This is a genomic window from Desulfurella sp., assembly GCF_023256235.1.
Classification (GTDB): Bacteria; Campylobacterota_A; Desulfurellia; order Desulfurellales; family Desulfurellaceae; genus Desulfurella.
Genome location: NZ_JAGDWY010000046.1, coordinates 1 through 17,852, shown reverse-complemented (window position 1 = coordinate 17,852; position 17,852 = coordinate 1). Strand labels below are relative to the sequence as shown.

Here is a 17,852-nt window from a genome sequence, read left to right as displayed (position 1 = left end):
TGGTAAGCATTAAGACTGAGTATATTCATTTTTTGTTTATTAAGTATTATTTTTGCGATTGTAATGCTTGCAGCCCATGAAATGGCACTCAATATAGCAAAAAAATCACTTAAAAAATTACTTTGCAATTTCCATGGTTCAATAATAAATGCCAAACCAATAAAGGAACCAGCAATTGCAATTTTTTGTGCTCGACTTATTGTTTCTTTTAAAATAATTCTTGCTAATATTATCGACCAAAATGGCATTGTGTAAATTAACATAGAAACCTTACCGGCACCGCCCCAGACTAAAGATAAATTTGCAAAAATAAAAAAACCTGTGGTTTGAGTTAAACCAAGCAGTGTAACCAAAAAAGGTTCTTTTAATTTTTGTAATTTTTTTATCGAGGCAATGAATAAGAAAATAACTATTGTGCCAATAACTGTCCTTAAAAGAGAAAATTCTATTGGACTTGTAAATTGAAGTGCTACCTTTGCCACAACCCAAGAATAAGACCAGATAATAACTAAAAACGCAAAATAGAAGTATATCATTTTATATTTTTAAATCTATAAGGCTACCAAGCATTTTGTTTTGTGATTTTAATACAGCAACATTAGCTTTTAAATCTATCAGATTCACATTTAAATATACTATTTGTTTTGTTAAGTCAACATTGTTTTGATTATTTTTTGAAGTTTTTACAATTTTGTGATTATAATTATTTGAATCAATTTCTTTGTAACCTTTTGTATTAAGGTTGGCTACATTAAAAGCAATAATATCCTGTTTTGCTAAACTGTTTTCAATTGCATTTACAGTAGTACAAAACATTACATACCCCCTCTTAAAAAATAATACCTATTTGGTAAAAAATCAAACAGAGAAAGGAAAGTGGCGGAGAGGGCGGGATTCGAACCCGCGGTAGGTTGCCCTACACACGATTTCCAGTCGTGCTCCTTCGGCCACTCGGACACCTCTCCTTAAATTTTATTTATACAAAGTTTTAATTAAATGTCAAACAAAAGGTTTTTATTGAGGCTTATTCTTTTTTTCTTCTGATCTTTTGCGTAATTCTTCCAAATCTAAGCTACAATCGCCAAAACTTACACCATAAGCATTCTTGTCAGACAATTTTGGTTTTTTGTTATCTTTTTATTTATTATAATTGTGAAAATTCCTATGGCAATTATTAAAATTATTACTAAAATAATAAACCATAGTATAATTTAACCTTTTTAGTATTCAATTGTAAGGGATCTTAGCTTTGATTTAATATCATCTATGCTAAGCCACTTATCATTGGCATCAGATGAGTATCTAAAACCTTTTTTTACCAATTTACCACCAGCTTTAACACTACTTTTCCCCCACCAGTTAAATTGGGGATATATTATAAAATGATCGTCGTATTCATAAGTGTTTCTTGCATCTTCTGGTGTTATCATAACTTCGTGCAATTTTTCGCCTTCTCTTATTCCTATTTCTTTTAATACGCAATCTTCACACATGGCTTTTGCTAAATCCACTATTTTAAACGAAGGAATTTTTGATACATAAATTTCACCGCCATTGGCTTCTTTGATAGCTTTAAATACCAGCTCAACTCCTTCTTCTAAGCTAATCCAAAACCTTGTCATCTCAAAATCGGTTATAGGTAATTCTTTTTTGCCTTGATCTATTAAACTTTTAAAGAAGGGTATTACGCTGCCTCTGCTTGCTGCAACGTTACCGTATCTTACTACGCAAAATTTTGTTTTCTTTTTGCCTACATACGCGTTTCCTGCTACAAATAATTTATCTGAAACAAGTTTGGTTGCACCATATAGGTTAACAGGGTTTACAGCTTTATCTGAAGATAAGGCAACCACTTTTTCAACGCCTAAGTCAATACTAGCATCAATTACGTTCTCTGCCCCATATATATTTGTTTTCACAGCTTCAAGTGGATTATACTCTGCTGTAGGCACCTGTTTTAGTGCTGCTGCGTGTATTACAATATCAACTCCATCAAGTGCCCTATAGAGTCTATCTTTATCTCTTACATCGCCTATGAAAAATCTTAAAACACCATCAAACTGAAGGAATTCTTTTTGCATAAGAAATTGCTTATACTCATCTCTTGAGTATATGATTAACTTTTTTGGCTTGTATGATTTTAATATTGCTTTTGTGAATGCTTTACCAAAAGAACCAGTACCGCCAGTTAATAATATAGTTTTTTCATTAAGCATTTGATACCCCTTCAATTTTAGTAGCAAAATCTATTCTATAATTGCATAAATTAGTTCAGAAAGGCTTCTTTTTGGTACATAGTGTATATCATTTATTCTGTAATATTTTATATCGTCTCTGACATCGACAATTTCTATTGTTTCTGCAGGCTTTCCAATTGCTACAACATAAAGTATTTCTAAGTTCTCTTTTAAGTTTAGTATAGAAGAAAGCCTGGGTTTGTCTATAGCAGCTATTGTACATCCGCCAAGACCCATTTCAACGCTTTTTAAAAGAATAGTCTGAAGTGCAATGCCAGCATCAGTTAATACAAAATTATCATTTGAAATACTTTTGTCTTGCAAAATTACAATATATGAAGATGGTCTTTGGTTTTTATCTGGCCCGTCCCAATCTGTTAGATAACCAGCCCATTTTAGAGTACTAAAGATTTGTTCATTTTTTTCTTTGTTGCAAGAAGCTATATACTTTAACGGTTGAGCATTTTTTGCCGAAGGTATAAAACGTAAAACTTCTAAAATTTTCTTTAGAGTATTGCAATCTAAGGTTAGTTGTGCAAATCTTCTATAGCTTCTATTTTTTTTGATAAGTTCATCTAACATAAAAAACCTCCTTGCGCCTTTTAACATTAAAGATTATAATAAAACCATGAAAAGGTCAATAATTACTCTGGTATTTTGTTTAGCTTTTTTCAATAATGCTTTTGCTATTACTATAAAAGATGATATTTCAAGGACAATCAACATATCAAAAGCAAAATCAATTGTAGTATTAAGTCCTGCTGCATGTGATATATTAGAAGAAATCGGCGCATCCAATTTAATTGTTGGATATACTGATTATGCTAAAAAACCTAATCCTAAAGCTGTGAACGTAGGAGCATTTGGTACTTTTAATATAGAAAAAATTATTTCTTTAAAGCCAGATCTGGTTATTATGCCAAGATTTATTTACGAACGCTATACAGCAAAGCCGCTTGAGGTTTTAGGTATAAAAGTATTTGTTTTTGATCCAAAAAATATTGAAGGCATTGTCAGTGATGTCAAAAAATTTGGTTTAATCACAGGAAAAATCAATCAAGCAAAAGATAAAATAAATATATTTACAAAACAAATTTCAACACTGTATAATATTAATAAAAAACCAACTGTAGCTTTTGTAGTGTGGTTTTCACCTATTATTGTGGCAGGAAAAGATACATTTATTTCTAATGCTATAAGTATAGCTGGAGGTAAAAATATAATACCAAAAGATGGCTGGCCGGTAGTTACAAGTGAGTATTTAATAGAAAAAAATCCTCAGTTTTTAATAATTAATTCTCGTTTTAAAAACGATTTTTATAAAGAAAATAAGCTTTTGGAATATTTTGATAGGAAAAACAGAGTTTTATTTATTGACAACGCTCTTATAGAAAGGCCAAGTTTGAATATTATCAAAGGAATAAAAATTTTAAACTATTATTTTTATGAAAACTGCAATAGTAACGGCTGCAGGCAGCGGTAGTCGTTTTGGTTCAAAAAAGCAATTTGAAAGACTAAATGGCAAAATTGTATTGGATTATAGTGTAGAATTTTTTAAAGAGATGGGTTTCAATGTTATTGTTACAGTTCCGCAAGAAGATATTGAGTTTGTAAAAAAACGCTATAACTTTGCAAAGATTGTAAAAGGTTCAAATGAGCGTTTTTATTCTGTTTATAATGGTTTAGAATTAATTGATGAGGGTATAGTGCTGATTCATGATGCAGCAAGGCCTATTATTGTAAAAGAAAAAATACTTGAGTTGCTAAATGTAGTTTATAAGAAGAAAGCTGCAATTCTTGCTATTAAGTGTACAGATACTTTAAAGTTTGTTGAAAATAATTACATAAAATTTACGATAAATCGTGATTTTGTATACTGCGCCCAAACACCACAGGCTTTTGATGTTAAAATGCTTAAAAAAGCTTACAAAATGGCTTTGAAAGACAAGCTGACTTTTAGTGATGAAGCAAGTTTATGGGAACATTACATATCAAGTGTAGACATTGTAGAAGGTTATAGGTACAACATAAAAATAACAACAAGACAAGATTTAAAATTAGCGAGTTGTATATTGAATGATTTTGTTTTATGAACACCTTATAATTATAATTGTTTTTGCTTTTTTGGTAGGTTTTTTGATTGCAATGCCAATTGGTGCTGTACAAATTGAAGTAGCCAAAAGAGCAATTAATGGTAACTTAAAATCCGCATACATGGTAGCTTTGGGCTCTGTGTGTTCTGATATAATATATGGACTCTTAGCAAGTTTTAGTATAACAAGTTTTTTAGATGACGAAAAAGTTAAAGCTGTTTTGTTATTTGGCAGTGGTGTTTTACTTGCTGTTTTGTCGATAATGGCTTTTAGGGATGGAATAAAAAAAAATATTTCATTATCCAAACTAGAACATAAAACCCATCATATGTCTATTATAACAGGGTTTACAATGTCATTTACAAACCCATTAATGATAATTTTTTGGATTGTTTATGTGCAGTTTGCTTATGATATAGGTGTAATACCATATTACAATGCTGTATACCTTTTTGCTTTTGTATTATTTAGCGGTATGGGTTTGTTAAGTTATCTTCTTGTAATCGCCAAAATTTTAAATCATGTAAGAAAATCTTTTAACGCAAGCCTGGTTAACAGGATAAATGTTATTTTAGCTTTTGTATTAGCTGGTTTTTCTATATATTTTTTAATTCGCTCATTTCAACTTTTTAAATCAGTAATGTAAAATTAATTTTAGCAGTATAGATATACCAAAGCCAGATATTATAAGTGCAGATAAAATATTTACATAAACGCTAACTTTTTGGCTAAAAAAAGACTTGGTTTTGTAAACAAAAAACGGCATCAAGCTTATCCATAGCATTATAGCACAAATTAAACCTATGAGTGTAAAGCTAAATTGCAGATGATTTTGACCAATATAAGCTAACATACTTGTCCAAAATAATATTGTATAGGGATTTAGAATTGTTAAAATATAGCCTTTTGAGTAAGATTTAAAAGGACTTGCAAAATAAATTTGTGTTTTGAGTTTTGTACTATCAATTACACGTGATCTGAAGATTTTGTAAGCTAAATATATCAAAAATAAGCCGCCTAATAAACTAATAATATCAAAAACAATTGATTGTTCGTTTATTTTAACAAAAATACCGAAAAAAATAAGCGTTAAGTACGTAATATCCGCACACATTGCACCAAGTCCAATTAAAAAAGCGTTTCTATAAGATACAAGTGCTTCATTAATAATAAGTATATTTATTGGTCCAATTGGTACGCAAGCACCAGCGCCTAGTATAAAACCACTTACAAAAGAGCCTATAATACTCATATTTTAAGTAAATTCTAGATGTTCTTTTTCAAGATCTAAAAGTAATTTTTTTAACACCTGGTTTAGTGAGCTTTCAGTTGTTGAAGCAATTATAGCTTCTGGTAAGAGTGAGTCTTTTTCGAGCTGCTTATATAATCTTACAAATTTTATAAGTTCTTCCTGATCGAAATCATGCAAAATTATTGTCTTCATGATAGATGCTTTTCTATCGTTTTTGAAATTAATTCAATTCCTTCGTTTATTATATTTATGTCTTTTGATTCAATTGTGACTCTAACTACCGGTTCTGTCCCGGAGTAGCGCACAATAAGTCTGCCTTCACCATTTAAGCTATTTTTTACATGCTCTATTGCTTTTTGAATATCGTCAATTTCTTCTAGATTTACCCTTTTGCTTACATGGACATTTTTTGTTTTTTCTGGAACTTTTGTAAAGTTAGCAAGCAATGAGGAAAGTTTAACTTTTTTTTCTACTATAATTGATAAAACAGCCAATGCAGTAATTATACCATCACCAGTAGTATTAAAGTCAGATAATACCACATGTCCTGAAGGTTCTCCGCCTAAGTTATAATCTTTTTCAAGCATTCTTTGTATAATATATTTATCTCCTACATCAACCCTTTCTAAATTGATACCGTTTTGTTTTAGCGTATGTTCAAGCCCAAAATTACTCATAATTGTGCCGACCACGGTATTATTTTTTAATTTCCCTTTGTTTTTTAAATCAATTGCCAGAATTGACAGTATTGCATCTCCGTCAATAAGTTTGCCAGTTTCATCAACCATTACAACTCTATCTCCGTCACCGTCAAAAGCAATTCCAACATCTGCCCTAAACAGTGTGGTTTTTTCTATAATATTGTTAGGGTAGGTTGAACCACATTTTTCATTAATATTGATACCATTTGGTTCGTTATTTGTTACAATGACTTCTGCACCAAGTTCTTCAAATATCATGGGTGCTACTTTGTATGTTGCCCCATTTGCACAATCAATAACAAGTCTTAACCCATCCAGCTCAAGATTATATGGAAATACATTTTTTGCAAAAACAATGTATCTGCCAAGCGTATCCCTTATCCTGAATACTTTTCCAATATTTGCACCCAAAAATTTAATATTATCTAAAGCATTAGATAATGTATATGATTCAATTAGTTCTTCCAATTCAACAGATATTTTTATACCTTCATGCGAAAAAATTTTGATACCGTTATCATCGAAGGGATTATGAGAAGCAGAAATAACTACACCTGCATCAGCTCTCATGCTTTTAACTAAAAAAGCAATAGCAGGTGTAGGCATAGGTCCCACCAAATATGCATCTGCTCCCATCGAAACAATACCAGAAGTAATGGCAGACTCAAGCATGTAGCCAGAAATTCTTGTATCTTTTCCTATTATAATTTTCTTTTTTTTATTTTTTTGAGAATCAAGAGCGTATACCAAAGCTTTTCCTAGTCTGTAGGCTAAATCTCCAACAAGCGGGAAGATATTTGCTTTACCTCTTATGCCATCTGTTCCAAAAATTTTCACGATTACTCCTTATTCGCTTAAAAATTCTTTTATGAGTTTTTCATTTTTAGTCCAACCTTTTTTGACCTTTACCCATAAATCCAAATATACTTTTGTACCAAGAAAATCTTCTATCTTTTTTCTTGCACTTGAGCCAATTTTTTTCAGCATTGAACCATTTTGACCTATAACTATAGCTTTTTGCGAGTCTTTTTCTGTATATATTATTGCTTTTATATATGTAAGGTTTTCGCTGCGTTCTTTAAATTCATCTATTACTACTGCTACATAATAGGGTAATTCTTCTGATAAGTTTTCTATTAGAGTTTCCCTAATCAGCTCAGATACAATAAATCTAACATTGTGTGTAGAAATTTCATCTTCAGCATAATATTGTGGGCCTTCTTTTAGTTCTTCTAATATGGCATTTAATATTTCATCTTTTGGGTTATCTCTTAGTAAACTTGTTACAATTATTTTTTTTGGATTAATGATAAGAAATTCGGCTTTTATTGAATCTATCTGCTCTTTTGTTAGTTTATCAGCTTTGTTTATTAACAGTATGGTATTTTTTTTTGAAAGCAAATCCTCAAAGTTTTTTAGATAATCGTTGCCTGGACTATCAGCAATAATAAGACAGATGTCTACATCTTCAATAGTGGATTTAATACTAGAAAGCATTATTTGATTGAGTTTTTTTTGGCTTTCATGTATGCCTGGTGTATCAACAAAAATTATCTGATAGCTATCCGTAGTCAAAATACCTTTTATAGGTGTTCTTGTTGTTTGAGGTTTGTTTGTTACAATTGATAATTTTTCACCAATCATTAGATTTAAAAAAGTTGATTTGCCAACATTTGGTTTGCCAATTAAGGCAACATAACCTGATTTAAACATTTTCCAACATCTCCATTGTTTCTAGCGCTGCGTTTTTTTCTGCTTCTTTTTTGCTTTTACCTATACCTATTCCATAGCTTTTATTATTAATTATAACCTGACTATAAAAAGTTTTATTGTGTTGCTCGCCTTCTTCTTTTATTAAAACGTATTCTGGTAACATTGCAAATTTTTTTTGTGTTAATTCTTGTAAAACGGTTTTAGGGTCAAAGAGTTTATACTCGCTAAATTTTTCAATTTTTGGCTTAAGGAGTGCCAAAACGAAATTTTTAGTATTTTCTAGACCAGAATCTAAATAAATAGCACCAATTAAGGCTTCAAATAAATCTTCCAATATTTTTTTATTTAGTGCTACTTGTTTTTGTCTTTCACTTTTGCCTAATTTGCAGTATTCATACAACTTCAAATTTTTTGCAATCTCTGACAAAACATCTGAATTTACTGTGGCAGCTCTTATTTTTGATAATTCACCTTCTCTTAAGTTTTGAAAGTTATTGATTAAATATTCGCTAACTATTAGTTCAAGCACAGCATCACCTAGAAATTCCAACAGTTCATTTGAGTAAAATGGGTTTTTTGCATAGGATCTATGTGTTAGAGCTTTATCCAGCAATGCTTTATTTTTAAATTTATACCCGATAATTTCCTCTAAATCCATTTTTCTAAATCTTTTATATTTAAACTTACATGAGATTTATCTGTTGGAGGCCATGGTGTATCAATGCAGTAGTGAGCTCCAACTGAGTTTTTTCTCTCAAGACAACTGCGTGATATAAGTATGGCAATAACAAGAAGATTTCTATAATCTATATCTACACTGCTGCTATCTTTGATCGTTTGAAAACTTGATAGACTGCATTCAAATAAATCTGTTACGCTTGAGAGTCTTCTTACAATTCCAAGTTCTTTAAAAATTCTATCTTTTAAATTTTGTATTTTTGTTTGAAAATTTTTTGCCGATTCTTGTAACTTTATGGATTCATCGCTTTTTGGCTTAGAGTCCTTATTGTCTTTCAAATAAGCTTTGGCTGACAAAGCTGCCCTGGTGCCATAAACTAAACCTTCAAGCATGGAGTTGCTTGCCAGGCGATTTGCTCCATGTACACCATTGCAGGCACACTCACCACATGCAAATAGGCCACTTATATTTGTTTTACAATCGACATCTGTTTTCACCCCACCCATAGTATAATGAGCAGCTGGCGATACAGGAATAGGTTCTTTTGTTATATCAAGACCATATTTTAGGCATTCATGATAAATTGTAGGAAATCGTTTTTTTACAAACTCGCTATCAAGGTGTGATATATCCAGATATACATGATCTTTTAGGTTATTTTGCATCTCAGAAAATATGCTTCTTGCTACAATATCTCTTGGGGCTAACTCTAGCTGTTTGCTGTATTTTTCCATGAAACGCTCACCTTTATCATTTATTAATATTGCACCTTCGCCACGCATCGATTCGGATAATAAAAAAGATGGAGCTTTTTTGTAGTTTAGCGCTGTTGGATGAAACTGGACAAACTCCATATCTTCCACAGTGCACCCGGCTAAAAATGCGCTTGCTATACCATCACCTGTCGTTAATGAAGGATTTGTGGTATGATTGTAAATTGCAGCGTAACCACCTGTTGCTAAAACTACAGATTTTGCATATATGTAGTTAAGTGTGTTTTCTTTTAGATTGTGAAATTTTGCACCAATAACTCTTTTGTTTTCAACAAGTAAATCTATCAAACGATAATGCTCATTAATTTCAATGCTTTCTTTTTGGACTTTATTAAGAAGCGTTCTTTCTATTTCTGTACCTGTTGCATCACCATTTGCGTGCAGTATCCTGTTTACACTATGGGCAGCTTCTTTTGTAAAATTCAACTCGCCGTTATTGTTTTTATCAAATTGACAACCCCAATCTATTAGCTCTTTTACTTTATCTGGTCCTTCTTTAACCAGAATTTCAACGCTTTTTCTATTGCATAAACCAGCTCCAGCAATAAGTGTGTCTTTAATGTGTAAATCAAAATTATCGTTTTTTGATAAGCAAACTGCTATGCCACCTTGAGCATAGTTTGTATTTGATTCACTGGCTTTATCTTTTGTAAATATTGCCACATCAACGCCAAGTTTTTTCAGCTCAATTGCAGCTCTAAGTCCTGCTACGCCACTACCTATAACAATGCAATCTCTCACTTTATAACTCCTATTTTTGCAATAGAGCTTGGCGGCACTATGTCCGTTTTTCTACCACAGCTTGCAACAACCAAACTCAATACTACAAGCGCGATAATTACTTTTTTCATAGTGATGTTTTATTGAATTTAAAGCACAATGTCAAGATATTTATTTTGTATTGATTTGTAAGTATTTATACTACTTTAAATATTTTGGTTGTATGTAAAATAGAAGGAAAATTGTATTTAAAATTAATTTATTCTAATTAGTTGTTTTTCTATAAAATATTATTATCAAAAAATCCAGAAATATTATTAAATTTTATTTGTAATAAAAAAATAATAAATATGCATCTATAATTAAAATTCAGAAAAAATATTATTTAACAATCTTTCATGAAATTCAATTCAAAACCCATGTAAAGTCATATTTTAAGAATAAATAATAGAAAATTATTTATGGACACATGATGATTATCTTAATATATTATTAATTGTTATCAACATATATGGGCCTATTGGATAATCTAGATTTTAAAGGATCAATGGCAACGCAAATAATTAGAGATCAACATATTAAAACTGTAAAAATTACTGAAGAATTTCTCAATGGTAATGTAATAAAAGAAGATTTTATTGACCACATTAAATTTTTATTTGAAACACATTTTAAAATTGAAGAAGAGATATTATATCCTCCATTTAAACCTATTTTAGAAAAATATCTACCCTATGCAGAACCTCTAAAAATGGTATTAGCCGAACATAAAGCTGTAAAAAATTTATTAAATAAATATGAAACTTTAAAAGATTACCACAATTATTTAGAGGACATTGCAGAACTATTACTTCAGCACGTATATAAAGAAGAGAACGGAATATTAAAGCAGATAGATCTTTTAATGCCTGAAAATATGAAAATAGAAATTAATGAAAAAATAAAAAATTTTATGGAAAAATAAATAAATAGAATTGCCATTTAAGCAAAATAGGGCCCGTGGTCTAGTTGGTTATGACGTCACCTTGACACGGTGGAGGTCACCGGTTCGAATCCGGTCGGGCCCATTAAAATTCATAAGCGAATACTTTAAATAAAAGCAAGTGTTATTATTTATCATGACATTTGAACCTAAATACAGAATATTGTTTAAAATAATTCTGTAAGAAGATGGTATGAAAATGTTAGTGCAGGGTCAAAGATTACAGCTGATGTTTATTTAAGAACTTTAGGTTTATTATGTGAATTGAACAATACAGATCCTGGTAAAATTGTTAATGATGTAAAAGAGAATTCAAGAAAATTTAAAGAAAATTTTATGGATTTTGTGAGATCACTTGAAAAACAAGGTAAAGCAGGATCGTATATTGTAAGATTTAAAAAACATTGAAATCATGGCTAAAATTCAATGATATTGAAATTAAATTTGATGTTAAGATAAAAGGTGAATATGAAATGCCAAAGATAGCAAATGAAAGAGTACCAAGCAAAGAAGAACTTTCAAGGATAATAAGAAAAGCATCGTCAAGGGGGAGGGTAGCAATAGCATTAATGGCATTTTCAGGATTGAGGCCAGAATCTCTTGAAAATTACGATGGAACTGATGGAATTAGGCTTGGTGATCTCAAGGAACTTAATTTAGATACATTAGAATTTGAGAAATCTCCAACAATATTAATTGTGAGATCCTCTTTAAGCAAAGCAAAACACCAATATTTCTCTTTTATACCGGAAGAAGGTATTACCTATATCAAAGAATATTTAATAGAAAGAAAAAACAAGGGTGAGAAATTTACCTATGACACACCTTTATTGATCTTTGAGGGAAAAGGTGTTAAATCACACATTATGTTAAGGACACAGTTAATAACCAGGGATATCAGAGAAGCAATAAGAAATGCTGATCTAAACATGAGGCCATACGTTTTAAGGGGGTATTTTGCCACTGCATTAGACATTGCAGAATCAAAGGGCTTGATATCTCATCCATGGAGAATGTTCATAATGGGTCACAAGGGTGATATTGAGGCAAGGTATTCAACAAACAAGAGATTACCACCTGATATGATTGAGGAAATGAGGGAATCCTATAAAAAATGCACAAAGTTCATTGAAACGGTGGTAAGGGAACCGGGAGTGAATGACGCTAAGATATTCTTCATGAAACAGCTATTGCTTGCAGTAGGCTACAAGGATGATGAGATAGAAAGGATTGACCTCGAGCACATATCAGACGAGGATTTCCAGAAGATATTGAGGGACAAGGTAGTGGGGGCAATGACTAACAATGGGAACAAGCAAAAAGTGGTCTCAATAAGTGATGTTGAGAAGTTCATTGAGCAGGGCTATGAGTTCGTTGCATCACTGCCCAACGGTAAGGCAATCATGAAATTGCCTTTCTAGTCTAACTTTCTAGTCTAATAATATATCTCGAATTTCTCTTAAATTGGCAGCATAATCCCTTAAAGGTGTATTCAATATATTTTCCAATAATGTTGTTGAAAAACTCTCAATTGTATCCATAAGAAAATACTCCTTAGCTGTGTTTTTGTAAATATTAATTAAGTAAGCTATTATTCTAATATTATTTATTCTTATATTCAGAAGATTTTTATCCAATGTTTCACTTTTCCATTGATTATTAAGCTCTTCAACATATTTATTATAAAGATCAATGATTTTTTTCAAACTTCCTTCAGGATTTAATAACACATGAATTTTAAATGCAATTATAGGTATTCTAATCTCAATAGGCAAATCAACAGTTTCTATATCTTTAGATATGATAATTTTAGTAAAGAAACTTTTGTTTGAATTAATTATCTTATCCTTCTCCTTATCAAATATGTTTAATATTTTAAGATCTAAATAATCTTTCTCATTTCCCGATAATACATAAAAGCCAGATTCGATAGCATTAAGAATGAAGTCTAATATATTATATTGCCAAGCGGTTATTCTGTCTATATCCTGATAAAAATTCCCAATATTATTATATAATTCTATTAATTTAGTAAAATCATCAAAATTTCTATACTTGAGATATCTTTCTCTTCTTTTACCCAATATCTCTTCCAGAACTCTTTCAATCTTATCTTTATTTTGAGTTAATTTACCTTCTTCAAATATAGATTCCATCATTATATCCCATTCTATCATGCTGAAGTTATTTTTCACCAATATATATGCAATCCTGCAATCTCCTTTTTTTATTCCGTAATCTTTCCATCTTTTCCTTGGAACTTCTACTATCTTCTTTTCATCTATCAGTTCTTTTATTGCTCTAGAAACCTGACTATCATCTAAATATGAACCATCATCTAATTCTATTTCCTTGAAATTTTTAAACGAACCGAATTTGTTTTGTTCTAAATAACTTAAGATTCTATTTTTCACCTCTTGTAAGGATACTCTTTGCAAGTTAACTTTTTTCTGCTCATTACTATTCATTTTAAATTTTACCTCCATTTTTTATTTCATTTTAACATGCAGATAACATGCATGTTAAAAAAGTTTTCTTAAAATAGTTCTAATTATTTAAAACGAGGTGATACATATGGAAAAAACTATCATAGCCGAAATAACCCGGAAGGTATCCAAAACAGGAGGAAGTCTGACGTTGCGTCTACCGAAAGATTGGGCTAATGCAAATAAAGTAAAAGTTGGTGATTTTTTGAAATGCGAAATTCTCAGCGACGGTTCCTTAAGGGTGGTAAAAAATGAGCATTAATTTAAAGCGATTTAAATTAACGTTCATTGAAAAATTCCCAAATTCAGCATTGTCATCTGTTTTGTTGATGGAACCAGATGATATGACTGAGGAGGAATTTTTAGCCAAGGCACGTACTTGGCTTTTTATATTAGAAACAAAAAAGGGATGAAAAAATGGAAAACACAATCAACCAATTCAATAATCATTATAATTTGAACAATATAAATTTTTCTACTAGAGAAGGGTGGGCAAACCATGTTTAATTGTGATTACATCCCTGAGGAGCTTGAGAATATTCCGAGCTGGCTCCTTTGGAAAGAAGTAACAACGGAATATGGTTTCAAGGAAATTCTACCCTGCAGTATCGATGGGGATCCACTGAAATTGGTCGACCTCGATGAGAAGAAAGATATGTTAAAACCATTAAAAGAAATACTTAAAAGAGCCAACGAACTTGGGGTTGATGGAATCTCAGCAGGTATAGGGCTCCTGATTACACCCGAATTGTCTTATTACCTAATTGATCTTAATGATTTTGAAAGAAATCAGGAAAAGATTAAAAAAATTGCCTCCCTTACCTATATTTTAGAGGACAAAACCGCTATTATTGTTATTAAATTAAAAAATAAAAATAAAAATAGTGAAGTTCAATTTCTCCCTTTTACAAATAATCATATATTTGATGAAATAAAAGAATTTGAAGATTTAAATAATTTTTATAATTTATTCAATGGATTGATGCAAGAAAAGCCAAATGAATACAGTTTAGCTATAAACCCAGAGGCATGGTATGATTACAATGAAAACAATGAAAAGAAATTTGATTTCACAAAATGTGCAGAGGACATCATCAACTCGAATGAAGGTCTGATAATAACGGAATACACATCTAATATGTTGTTTGTGTGGACAGGGAACAGGTGGCTTTATAATGCAGAAAACTACTTAAAAAGCTTAGTCAGGGAACATGCCTTAATTAATACATACCAAATCGATCAAGTAGTTGGCCTTGTCAAGGACAGAACGAGGATAATTGATCCTGAAAAGATAGGAATCCCCCTCGAGAAATTAATGCCTCTTCCTGAACATGTCTTGCCTATCAAAGATGGACTTTTGAATTTAACAACAGGCTTAATTGAGCCCCATAACCCTAGATATTTTTACATTACCCTCTTTCCGCGGCACTATATAAAAGGAGGCAATTCTCAGAAGTTCAAAAAATTTCTTGACGTCATTTTCGAAAACGACCCCGATAAAGATATAAAGCAAACGCAAGTCTATGAACTTATTGCCTGGGTACTCACCAACGGATACAATCCTCAAGGAATGGCATTATTGTATGGAAAAACAGGTGCAGGAAAAGGAATTATTACCATAATTGTTATAGGAAATTTAATCGGATCTGAAAATTACTCATCCCTTTCCCTAAGGGAGCTCAATGAAAGATTTAAAACGTCGAAACTCTATGGAAAATTGGCGAACATTACTTCTGAAATTGGAGGATTCCTGAACAGCGAGATGTTCAAAAAAGTTACTGACTATTCCCCCATTGAGATTGAATTTAAAGGCAAGGATCCATTCAAATATCAGAGCAGGGCAAAATGGATTGCGACAACTAATGAGAAACCTGACTTACCCGACCCTGAAGATCCTAAATACGAGGCATACTTCAGAAGAATAGCAGTAGAAATTTCCTTTAACAATATATTAACAGATTCTTTAACGCCTGAGGAAATAAAAAAATGGGTAGAGGAATTAACGGATCCGAATGAACTTGACCTGATCTTTTCAGAAGTTGTAGACAATTGTTATATGCCCTTTGTCCAGAGAGGGTTTTTCACAGGATATAAGGGAATTGAAGGAAACAAGGAGAAGTATATAGAAGACACCAGACCAATATTAGCATATCTTAAAGATAGACAAAACAAAGGCATGATTTTCACGGATATTGAGGACTTTGAAAAATTCCTTATAAAAAATAATTTAAAAATAAATATGGACTTTTTCAGTATTAAAAGTGAAAAGAACATAATACCTATAACTATTGAAGATATAATTGAAAAGGATATTTTAAAATGGGCAAGGGAAAAAGGGCTAAGCACATCCAAAATAAACAAAAAAGCAATAGGGAATACACTCACTTATTTAGGTTATGAAATCAACATAACGGATAAAAGAATAAAAGGGCACAAATTTAAGGCATGGTATCCGTTAATTATATTACCGGTTAGTAATATTAATAACATTTTTTCTGACATAAACAAAGAAAAATTCAAAGAAAATATTTCATTGAAAGACTTTGAAAATATATATAAACAATCAGATGAATATGAGCAGTCCCTTCATGATGAAAATGTCGAAATTCGTGAAGGGACTGAAAAAACTCAGTATTTTACTGGATCTCTAAGCAGTCAGTCCCTAAAAACCCATTTTCCTTTTACACGCGTAAACGAAAAAAACATAAAAAACTATAAAAATATAAAACCGGCTCATGAAGGGACTGATATTTTGGAGAATCAGTTCAATACTGAAAAAAATCAGTCCCTTGACGAAAATCGCAATTTTTTACATGAAGGGACTGACCACCATGAAAATTTGCATCTGAAATACTTTAGAGCCTCTGAATACTATGGGAAGGAATTCTTCGAGGACATGGGCGTTAAGTTGCTTGATCATTTTAAATTCGACATGGATCATTATTACGCGCTAGAAATACCAGACATAAGAAACGAAAGAGCGTTCAAATTTACATCGAGATTTTCAATAAAGGCGGAACCGGTCAGTGAAGAGGATTTCAAGCAAAAAAAAGAAGAGGCGGGAAGAAATGATCCCTGAAAACTGTCCTTACTTTGAAAAGTGCAATGCACCGATATGCCCCTTAGATCCCAATAAAGAGATATCAGTATGGTATCCTGACGAGGAAATATGCAGGAACAGGGAGTTCAGGGACATGGATCTCATAATTACTCAAAAGAAGATCTCAAGGATAAACAGAAGGCATGAGGTTCAAGGTTTTTTCACATTCAACATGCTCAATAGACCCCTGATTGCGAAAAGAGGGATCTCGGGCCTGAACGAGGATCTTTCCATAGAGGACATAGCAAAAAGTGAAAAGACATGGATAAAAAAGCACAGAGGTATGAGCAAGGAATCAAGGTTAAAAATGAGCGAACGCATGAAAAAGGTAAGGAAAACGGAAAGAGGTATTGAAAATGTCCATTGAAAGTCCAAAATTGAAATTACCCCCTTCTCAGAATTGGTATTTTTTGAGGTATACTTTGAGTTTAGGTATGTTTTCATTAATACTCAGGGGTATATCTAAAAATCCCTCAGCAAAAAAGGGGTATAAAATCAAGGTCCTTTTTTCAAAGTACAAAAAGGAGGTGAAAAATAATGGAAGCACCTGTTGAGAAAACGAAGCAAAAGATGTACGATACCCTGGCAATGATCACAACGAGGGACAATGGGAAAAATGTCCAGATCACTACCGTAATGAACACTGTGATCGTTGGCAAGTTGATCAGGGTAAGCCCTTATGAGCTCGAGCTTGAAGTGAAGGGCAGGGATGGGAAACCTGAGACCTTGATCGTTATGAAGCACTTCATTGCCTACGTGAAATTTGTATAGGGGAGTGGGGTGGATCTCCAGTATTTGGCAAAAAACCTCATGGTCATGCTCAAAAAACCATGCGTATACATGTATCCGATTTTCAGGCATGCTTCAGGAGAGGCATGCTTCGGAGGGGTATGCTTCGGTATTTATGCTTCGGAAATTGTGCTTCGGGAAATCATGCTTCGGAATTATTTTTAAAATCGTGCTTCGGATGGGATTCAAAGCCTATGCTTCGGGTAAAATTTATTTAGATCTTCTTATGATAGAATAAATATATGGCAATGAAAAAAATACCAAAATGTCAGTTCTGCGGTCGTGAGTTCAGGTCCTACAAGGCGTTGTGGGCTCACCTGAGGTTCT

At 31.9% G+C, this 17,852-nt stretch carries 23 protein-coding genes and 2 tRNA genes; 13 read left to right on the top strand and 12 right to left on the bottom strand.

The window, feature by feature from the left end:
* From Q0C22_RS04770 to Q0C22_RS04750, 5 genes are all read right to left on the bottom strand, one after another.
* The coding region (locus Q0C22_RS04770; RefSeq protein WP_291492295.1) for a DMT family transporter at positions 1–536 on the bottom strand (536 nt) is incomplete at its 3' end.
* Between the two features lies 1 nt (position 537).
* Entirely contained in the window at positions 538–816 is a 279-nt protein-coding gene (locus tag Q0C22_RS04765; protein WP_291492293.1) for a flagellar basal body protein, read from the bottom strand.
* A 61-nt stretch (positions 817–877) separates the two neighbouring features.
* Positions 878–965, bottom strand: a tRNA-Ser gene (locus Q0C22_RS04760).
* Positions 966–1,220: 255 nt separating this feature from the next.
* A complete protein-coding gene (gene pseB / locus Q0C22_RS04755; RefSeq protein WP_291492291.1) occupies positions 1,221–2,216 on the bottom strand; it encodes a UDP-N-acetylglucosamine 4,6-dehydratase (inverting) in 996 nt (331 codons plus the stop codon).
* Between the two features lie 30 nt (positions 2,217–2,246).
* On the bottom strand, positions 2,247–2,819 hold the full coding sequence (locus tag Q0C22_RS04750; protein ID WP_291492289.1) for a nitroreductase family protein: 573 nt from the start codon (positions 2,817–2,819) through the stop codon (positions 2,247–2,249).
* A gap of 46 nt (positions 2,820–2,865) precedes the next feature.
* Between Q0C22_RS04750 and Q0C22_RS04745 the strand changes: the two genes are divergently transcribed.
* Genes Q0C22_RS04745 through Q0C22_RS04735 form a run of 3 tightly spaced genes read left to right on the top strand, consistent with a single transcriptional unit; the run spans position 2,866 to position 4,976 of the window.
* Positions 2,866–3,720, top strand: coding sequence for an ABC transporter substrate-binding protein (locus Q0C22_RS04745; protein ID WP_291492287.1), 855 nt, complete (start codon positions 2,866–2,868; stop codon positions 3,718–3,720).
* Positions 3,683–4,330 (top strand): 2-C-methyl-D-erythritol 4-phosphate cytidylyltransferase, encoded by a 648-nt coding sequence (gene ispD / locus Q0C22_RS04740; protein WP_291492285.1) that lies wholly within the window; start codon positions 3,683–3,685, stop codon positions 4,328–4,330. The genes Q0C22_RS04745 and ispD overlap by 38 nt, the downstream gene beginning before the upstream one ends.
* Positions 4,314–4,976 carry a LysE family transporter gene (locus Q0C22_RS04735; protein ID WP_291492283.1) on the top strand — a complete coding sequence of 221 codons (663 nt, stop codon included), beginning with the start codon at positions 4,314–4,316 and terminating at the stop codon, positions 4,974–4,976. The genes ispD and Q0C22_RS04735 overlap by 17 nt, the downstream gene beginning before the upstream one ends.
* Here Q0C22_RS04735 and Q0C22_RS04730 read toward each other — a convergent pair.
* Genes Q0C22_RS04730 through nadB form a run of 6 tightly spaced genes read right to left on the bottom strand, consistent with a single transcriptional unit; the run spans position 4,965 to position 10,189 of the window.
* Entirely contained in the window at positions 4,965–5,582 is a 618-nt protein-coding gene (locus Q0C22_RS04730; protein WP_291492281.1) for a LysE family translocator, read from the bottom strand. The genes Q0C22_RS04735 and Q0C22_RS04730 overlap by 12 nt on opposite strands.
* A gap of 3 nt (positions 5,583–5,585) precedes the next feature.
* Positions 5,586–5,774 carry a DUF3783 domain-containing protein gene (locus tag Q0C22_RS04725; protein WP_025392530.1) on the bottom strand — a complete coding sequence of 63 codons (189 nt, stop codon included), beginning with the start codon at positions 5,772–5,774 and terminating at the stop codon, positions 5,586–5,588.
* Positions 5,771–7,120: a phosphoglucosamine mutase gene (glmM, locus tag Q0C22_RS04720; RefSeq protein WP_291492278.1), complete on the bottom strand. Its 1,350-nt coding sequence runs from the start codon at positions 7,118–7,120 to the stop codon at positions 5,771–5,773. Before glmM ends, Q0C22_RS04725 begins: the two co-directional genes overlap by 4 nt.
* Positions 7,121–7,129: 9 nt before the next feature.
* Positions 7,130–7,996, bottom strand: coding sequence for a GTPase Era (era, locus tag Q0C22_RS04715; protein ID WP_291492276.1), 867 nt, complete (start codon positions 7,994–7,996; stop codon positions 7,130–7,132).
* Positions 7,989–8,654, bottom strand: a complete 666-nt coding sequence (gene rnc, locus Q0C22_RS04710; RefSeq protein WP_291492273.1) for a ribonuclease III — start codon at positions 8,652–8,654, stop codon at positions 7,989–7,991. The genes era and rnc overlap by 8 nt, the downstream gene beginning before the upstream one ends.
* Entirely contained in the window at positions 8,645–10,189 is a 1,545-nt protein-coding gene (gene nadB / locus Q0C22_RS04705; protein WP_291492271.1) for an L-aspartate oxidase, read from the bottom strand. Before nadB ends, rnc begins: the two co-directional genes overlap by 10 nt.
* A gap of 490 nt (positions 10,190–10,679) precedes the next feature.
* Here nadB and Q0C22_RS04700 point away from each other — a divergent pair, with 490 nt between their 5' ends.
* From Q0C22_RS04700 to Q0C22_RS04685, 4 genes are all read left to right on the top strand, one after another.
* Positions 10,680–11,132: a hemerythrin domain-containing protein gene (locus Q0C22_RS04700; protein ID WP_291492269.1), complete on the top strand. Its 453-nt coding sequence runs from the start codon at positions 10,680–10,682 to the stop codon at positions 11,130–11,132.
* 29 nt (positions 11,133–11,161) lie between these two features.
* Positions 11,162–11,235: transfer RNA gene (locus tag Q0C22_RS04695), tRNA-Val, on the top strand.
* A gap of 179 nt (positions 11,236–11,414) precedes the next feature.
* Positions 11,415–11,558: a hypothetical protein gene (locus tag Q0C22_RS04690; protein WP_291492267.1), complete on the top strand. Its 144-nt coding sequence runs from the start codon at positions 11,415–11,417 to the stop codon at positions 11,556–11,558.
* The gene (locus Q0C22_RS04685; protein WP_291492265.1) at positions 11,555–12,571 is read left to right on the top strand and encodes a hypothetical protein; all 1,017 of its coding nucleotides are present in this window, start codon (positions 11,555–11,557) and stop codon (positions 12,569–12,571) included. Before Q0C22_RS04690 ends, Q0C22_RS04685 begins: the two co-directional genes overlap by 4 nt.
* 9 nt (positions 12,572–12,580) lie before the next feature.
* Here Q0C22_RS04685 and Q0C22_RS04680 read toward each other — a convergent pair whose 3' ends face one another.
* Positions 12,581–13,618, bottom strand: a complete 1,038-nt coding sequence (locus Q0C22_RS04680) for a hypothetical protein (protein WP_291492263.1) — start codon at positions 13,616–13,618, stop codon at positions 12,581–12,583.
* A 269-nt stretch (positions 13,619–13,887) separates the two neighbouring features.
* Here Q0C22_RS04680 and Q0C22_RS04675 point away from each other — a divergent pair, with 269 nt between their 5' ends.
* The 6 genes from Q0C22_RS04675 to Q0C22_RS10445 all read left to right on the top strand — a co-directional run.
* On the top strand, positions 13,888–14,049 hold the full coding sequence (locus Q0C22_RS04675; protein WP_291492261.1) for a hypothetical protein: 162 nt from the start codon (positions 13,888–13,890) through the stop codon (positions 14,047–14,049).
* An 86-nt stretch (positions 14,050–14,135) separates the two neighbouring features.
* Positions 14,136–16,715, top strand: a complete 2,580-nt coding sequence (locus tag Q0C22_RS04670) for a DUF5906 domain-containing protein (RefSeq protein ID WP_291492259.1) — start codon at positions 14,136–14,138, stop codon at positions 16,713–16,715.
* A complete protein-coding gene (locus tag Q0C22_RS04665; RefSeq protein ID WP_291492256.1) occupies positions 16,663–17,103 on the top strand; it encodes a hypothetical protein in 441 nt (146 codons plus the stop codon). Before Q0C22_RS04670 ends, Q0C22_RS04665 begins: the two co-directional genes overlap by 53 nt.
* Complete coding sequence (locus tag Q0C22_RS04660) at positions 17,093–17,290, top strand: hypothetical protein (RefSeq protein ID WP_291492254.1); 198 nt, start codon at positions 17,093–17,095, stop codon at positions 17,288–17,290. The genes Q0C22_RS04665 and Q0C22_RS04660 overlap by 11 nt, the downstream gene beginning before the upstream one ends.
* Positions 17,274–17,507 (top strand): hypothetical protein, encoded by a 234-nt coding sequence (locus tag Q0C22_RS04655; RefSeq protein WP_291492252.1) that lies wholly within the window; start codon positions 17,274–17,276, stop codon positions 17,505–17,507. Before Q0C22_RS04660 ends, Q0C22_RS04655 begins: the two co-directional genes overlap by 17 nt.
* A gap of 260 nt (positions 17,508–17,767) precedes the next feature.
* The coding region (locus tag Q0C22_RS10445; protein WP_367172105.1) for a C2H2-type zinc finger protein at positions 17,768–17,852 on the top strand (85 nt) is incomplete at its 3' end.

What these genes read in the sequence shown, in the direction of transcription:
- Q0C22_RS04765 (WP_291492293.1), bottom strand. Translation starts at nt 816, where the DNA reads ATGTTTTGTACTACTGTAAATGCAATTGAAAACAGTTTAGCAAAACAG.
- pseB (WP_291492291.1), bottom strand. Translation starts at nt 2,216, where the DNA reads ATGCTTAATGAAAAAACTATATTATTAACTGGCGGTACTGGTTCTTTT.
- Q0C22_RS04750 (WP_291492289.1), bottom strand. Translation starts at nt 2,819, where the DNA reads ATGTTAGATGAACTTATCAAAAAAAATAGAAGCTATAGAAGATTTGCA.
- Q0C22_RS04745 (WP_291492287.1), top strand. Translation starts at nt 2,866, where the DNA reads ATGAAAAGGTCAATAATTACTCTGGTATTTTGTTTAGCTTTTTTCAAT.
- ispD (WP_291492285.1), top strand. Translation starts at nt 3,683, where the DNA reads ATGAAAACTGCAATAGTAACGGCTGCAGGCAGCGGTAGTCGTTTTGGT.
- Q0C22_RS04735 (WP_291492283.1), top strand. Translation starts at nt 4,314, where the DNA reads ATGATTTTGTTTTATGAACACCTTATAATTATAATTGTTTTTGCTTTT.
- Q0C22_RS04730 (WP_291492281.1), bottom strand. Translation starts at nt 5,582, where the DNA reads ATGAGTATTATAGGCTCTTTTGTAAGTGGTTTTATACTAGGCGCTGGT.
- Q0C22_RS04725 (WP_025392530.1), bottom strand. Translation starts at nt 5,774, where the DNA reads ATGAAGACAATAATTTTGCATGATTTCGATCAGGAAGAACTTATAAAA.
- era (WP_291492276.1), bottom strand. Translation starts at nt 7,996, where the DNA reads ATGTTTAAATCAGGTTATGTTGCCTTAATTGGCAAACCAAATGTTGGC.
- rnc (WP_291492273.1), bottom strand. Translation starts at nt 8,654, where the DNA reads ATGGATTTAGAGGAAATTATCGGGTATAAATTTAAAAATAAAGCATTG.
- Q0C22_RS04700 (WP_291492269.1), top strand. Translation starts at nt 10,680, where the DNA reads ATGGGCCTATTGGATAATCTAGATTTTAAAGGATCAATGGCAACGCAA.
- Q0C22_RS04680 (WP_291492263.1), bottom strand. Translation starts at nt 13,618, where the DNA reads ATGAATAGTAATGAGCAGAAAAAAGTTAACTTGCAAAGAGTATCCTTA.
- Q0C22_RS04675 (WP_291492261.1), top strand. Translation starts at nt 13,888, where the DNA reads ATGAGCATTAATTTAAAGCGATTTAAATTAACGTTCATTGAAAAATTC.
- Q0C22_RS04670 (WP_291492259.1), top strand. Translation starts at nt 14,136, where the DNA reads ATGTTTAATTGTGATTACATCCCTGAGGAGCTTGAGAATATTCCGAGC.
- Q0C22_RS04660 (WP_291492254.1), top strand. Translation starts at nt 17,093, where the DNA reads ATGTCCATTGAAAGTCCAAAATTGAAATTACCCCCTTCTCAGAATTGG.
- Q0C22_RS04655 (WP_291492252.1), top strand. Translation starts at nt 17,274, where the DNA reads ATGGAAGCACCTGTTGAGAAAACGAAGCAAAAGATGTACGATACCCTG.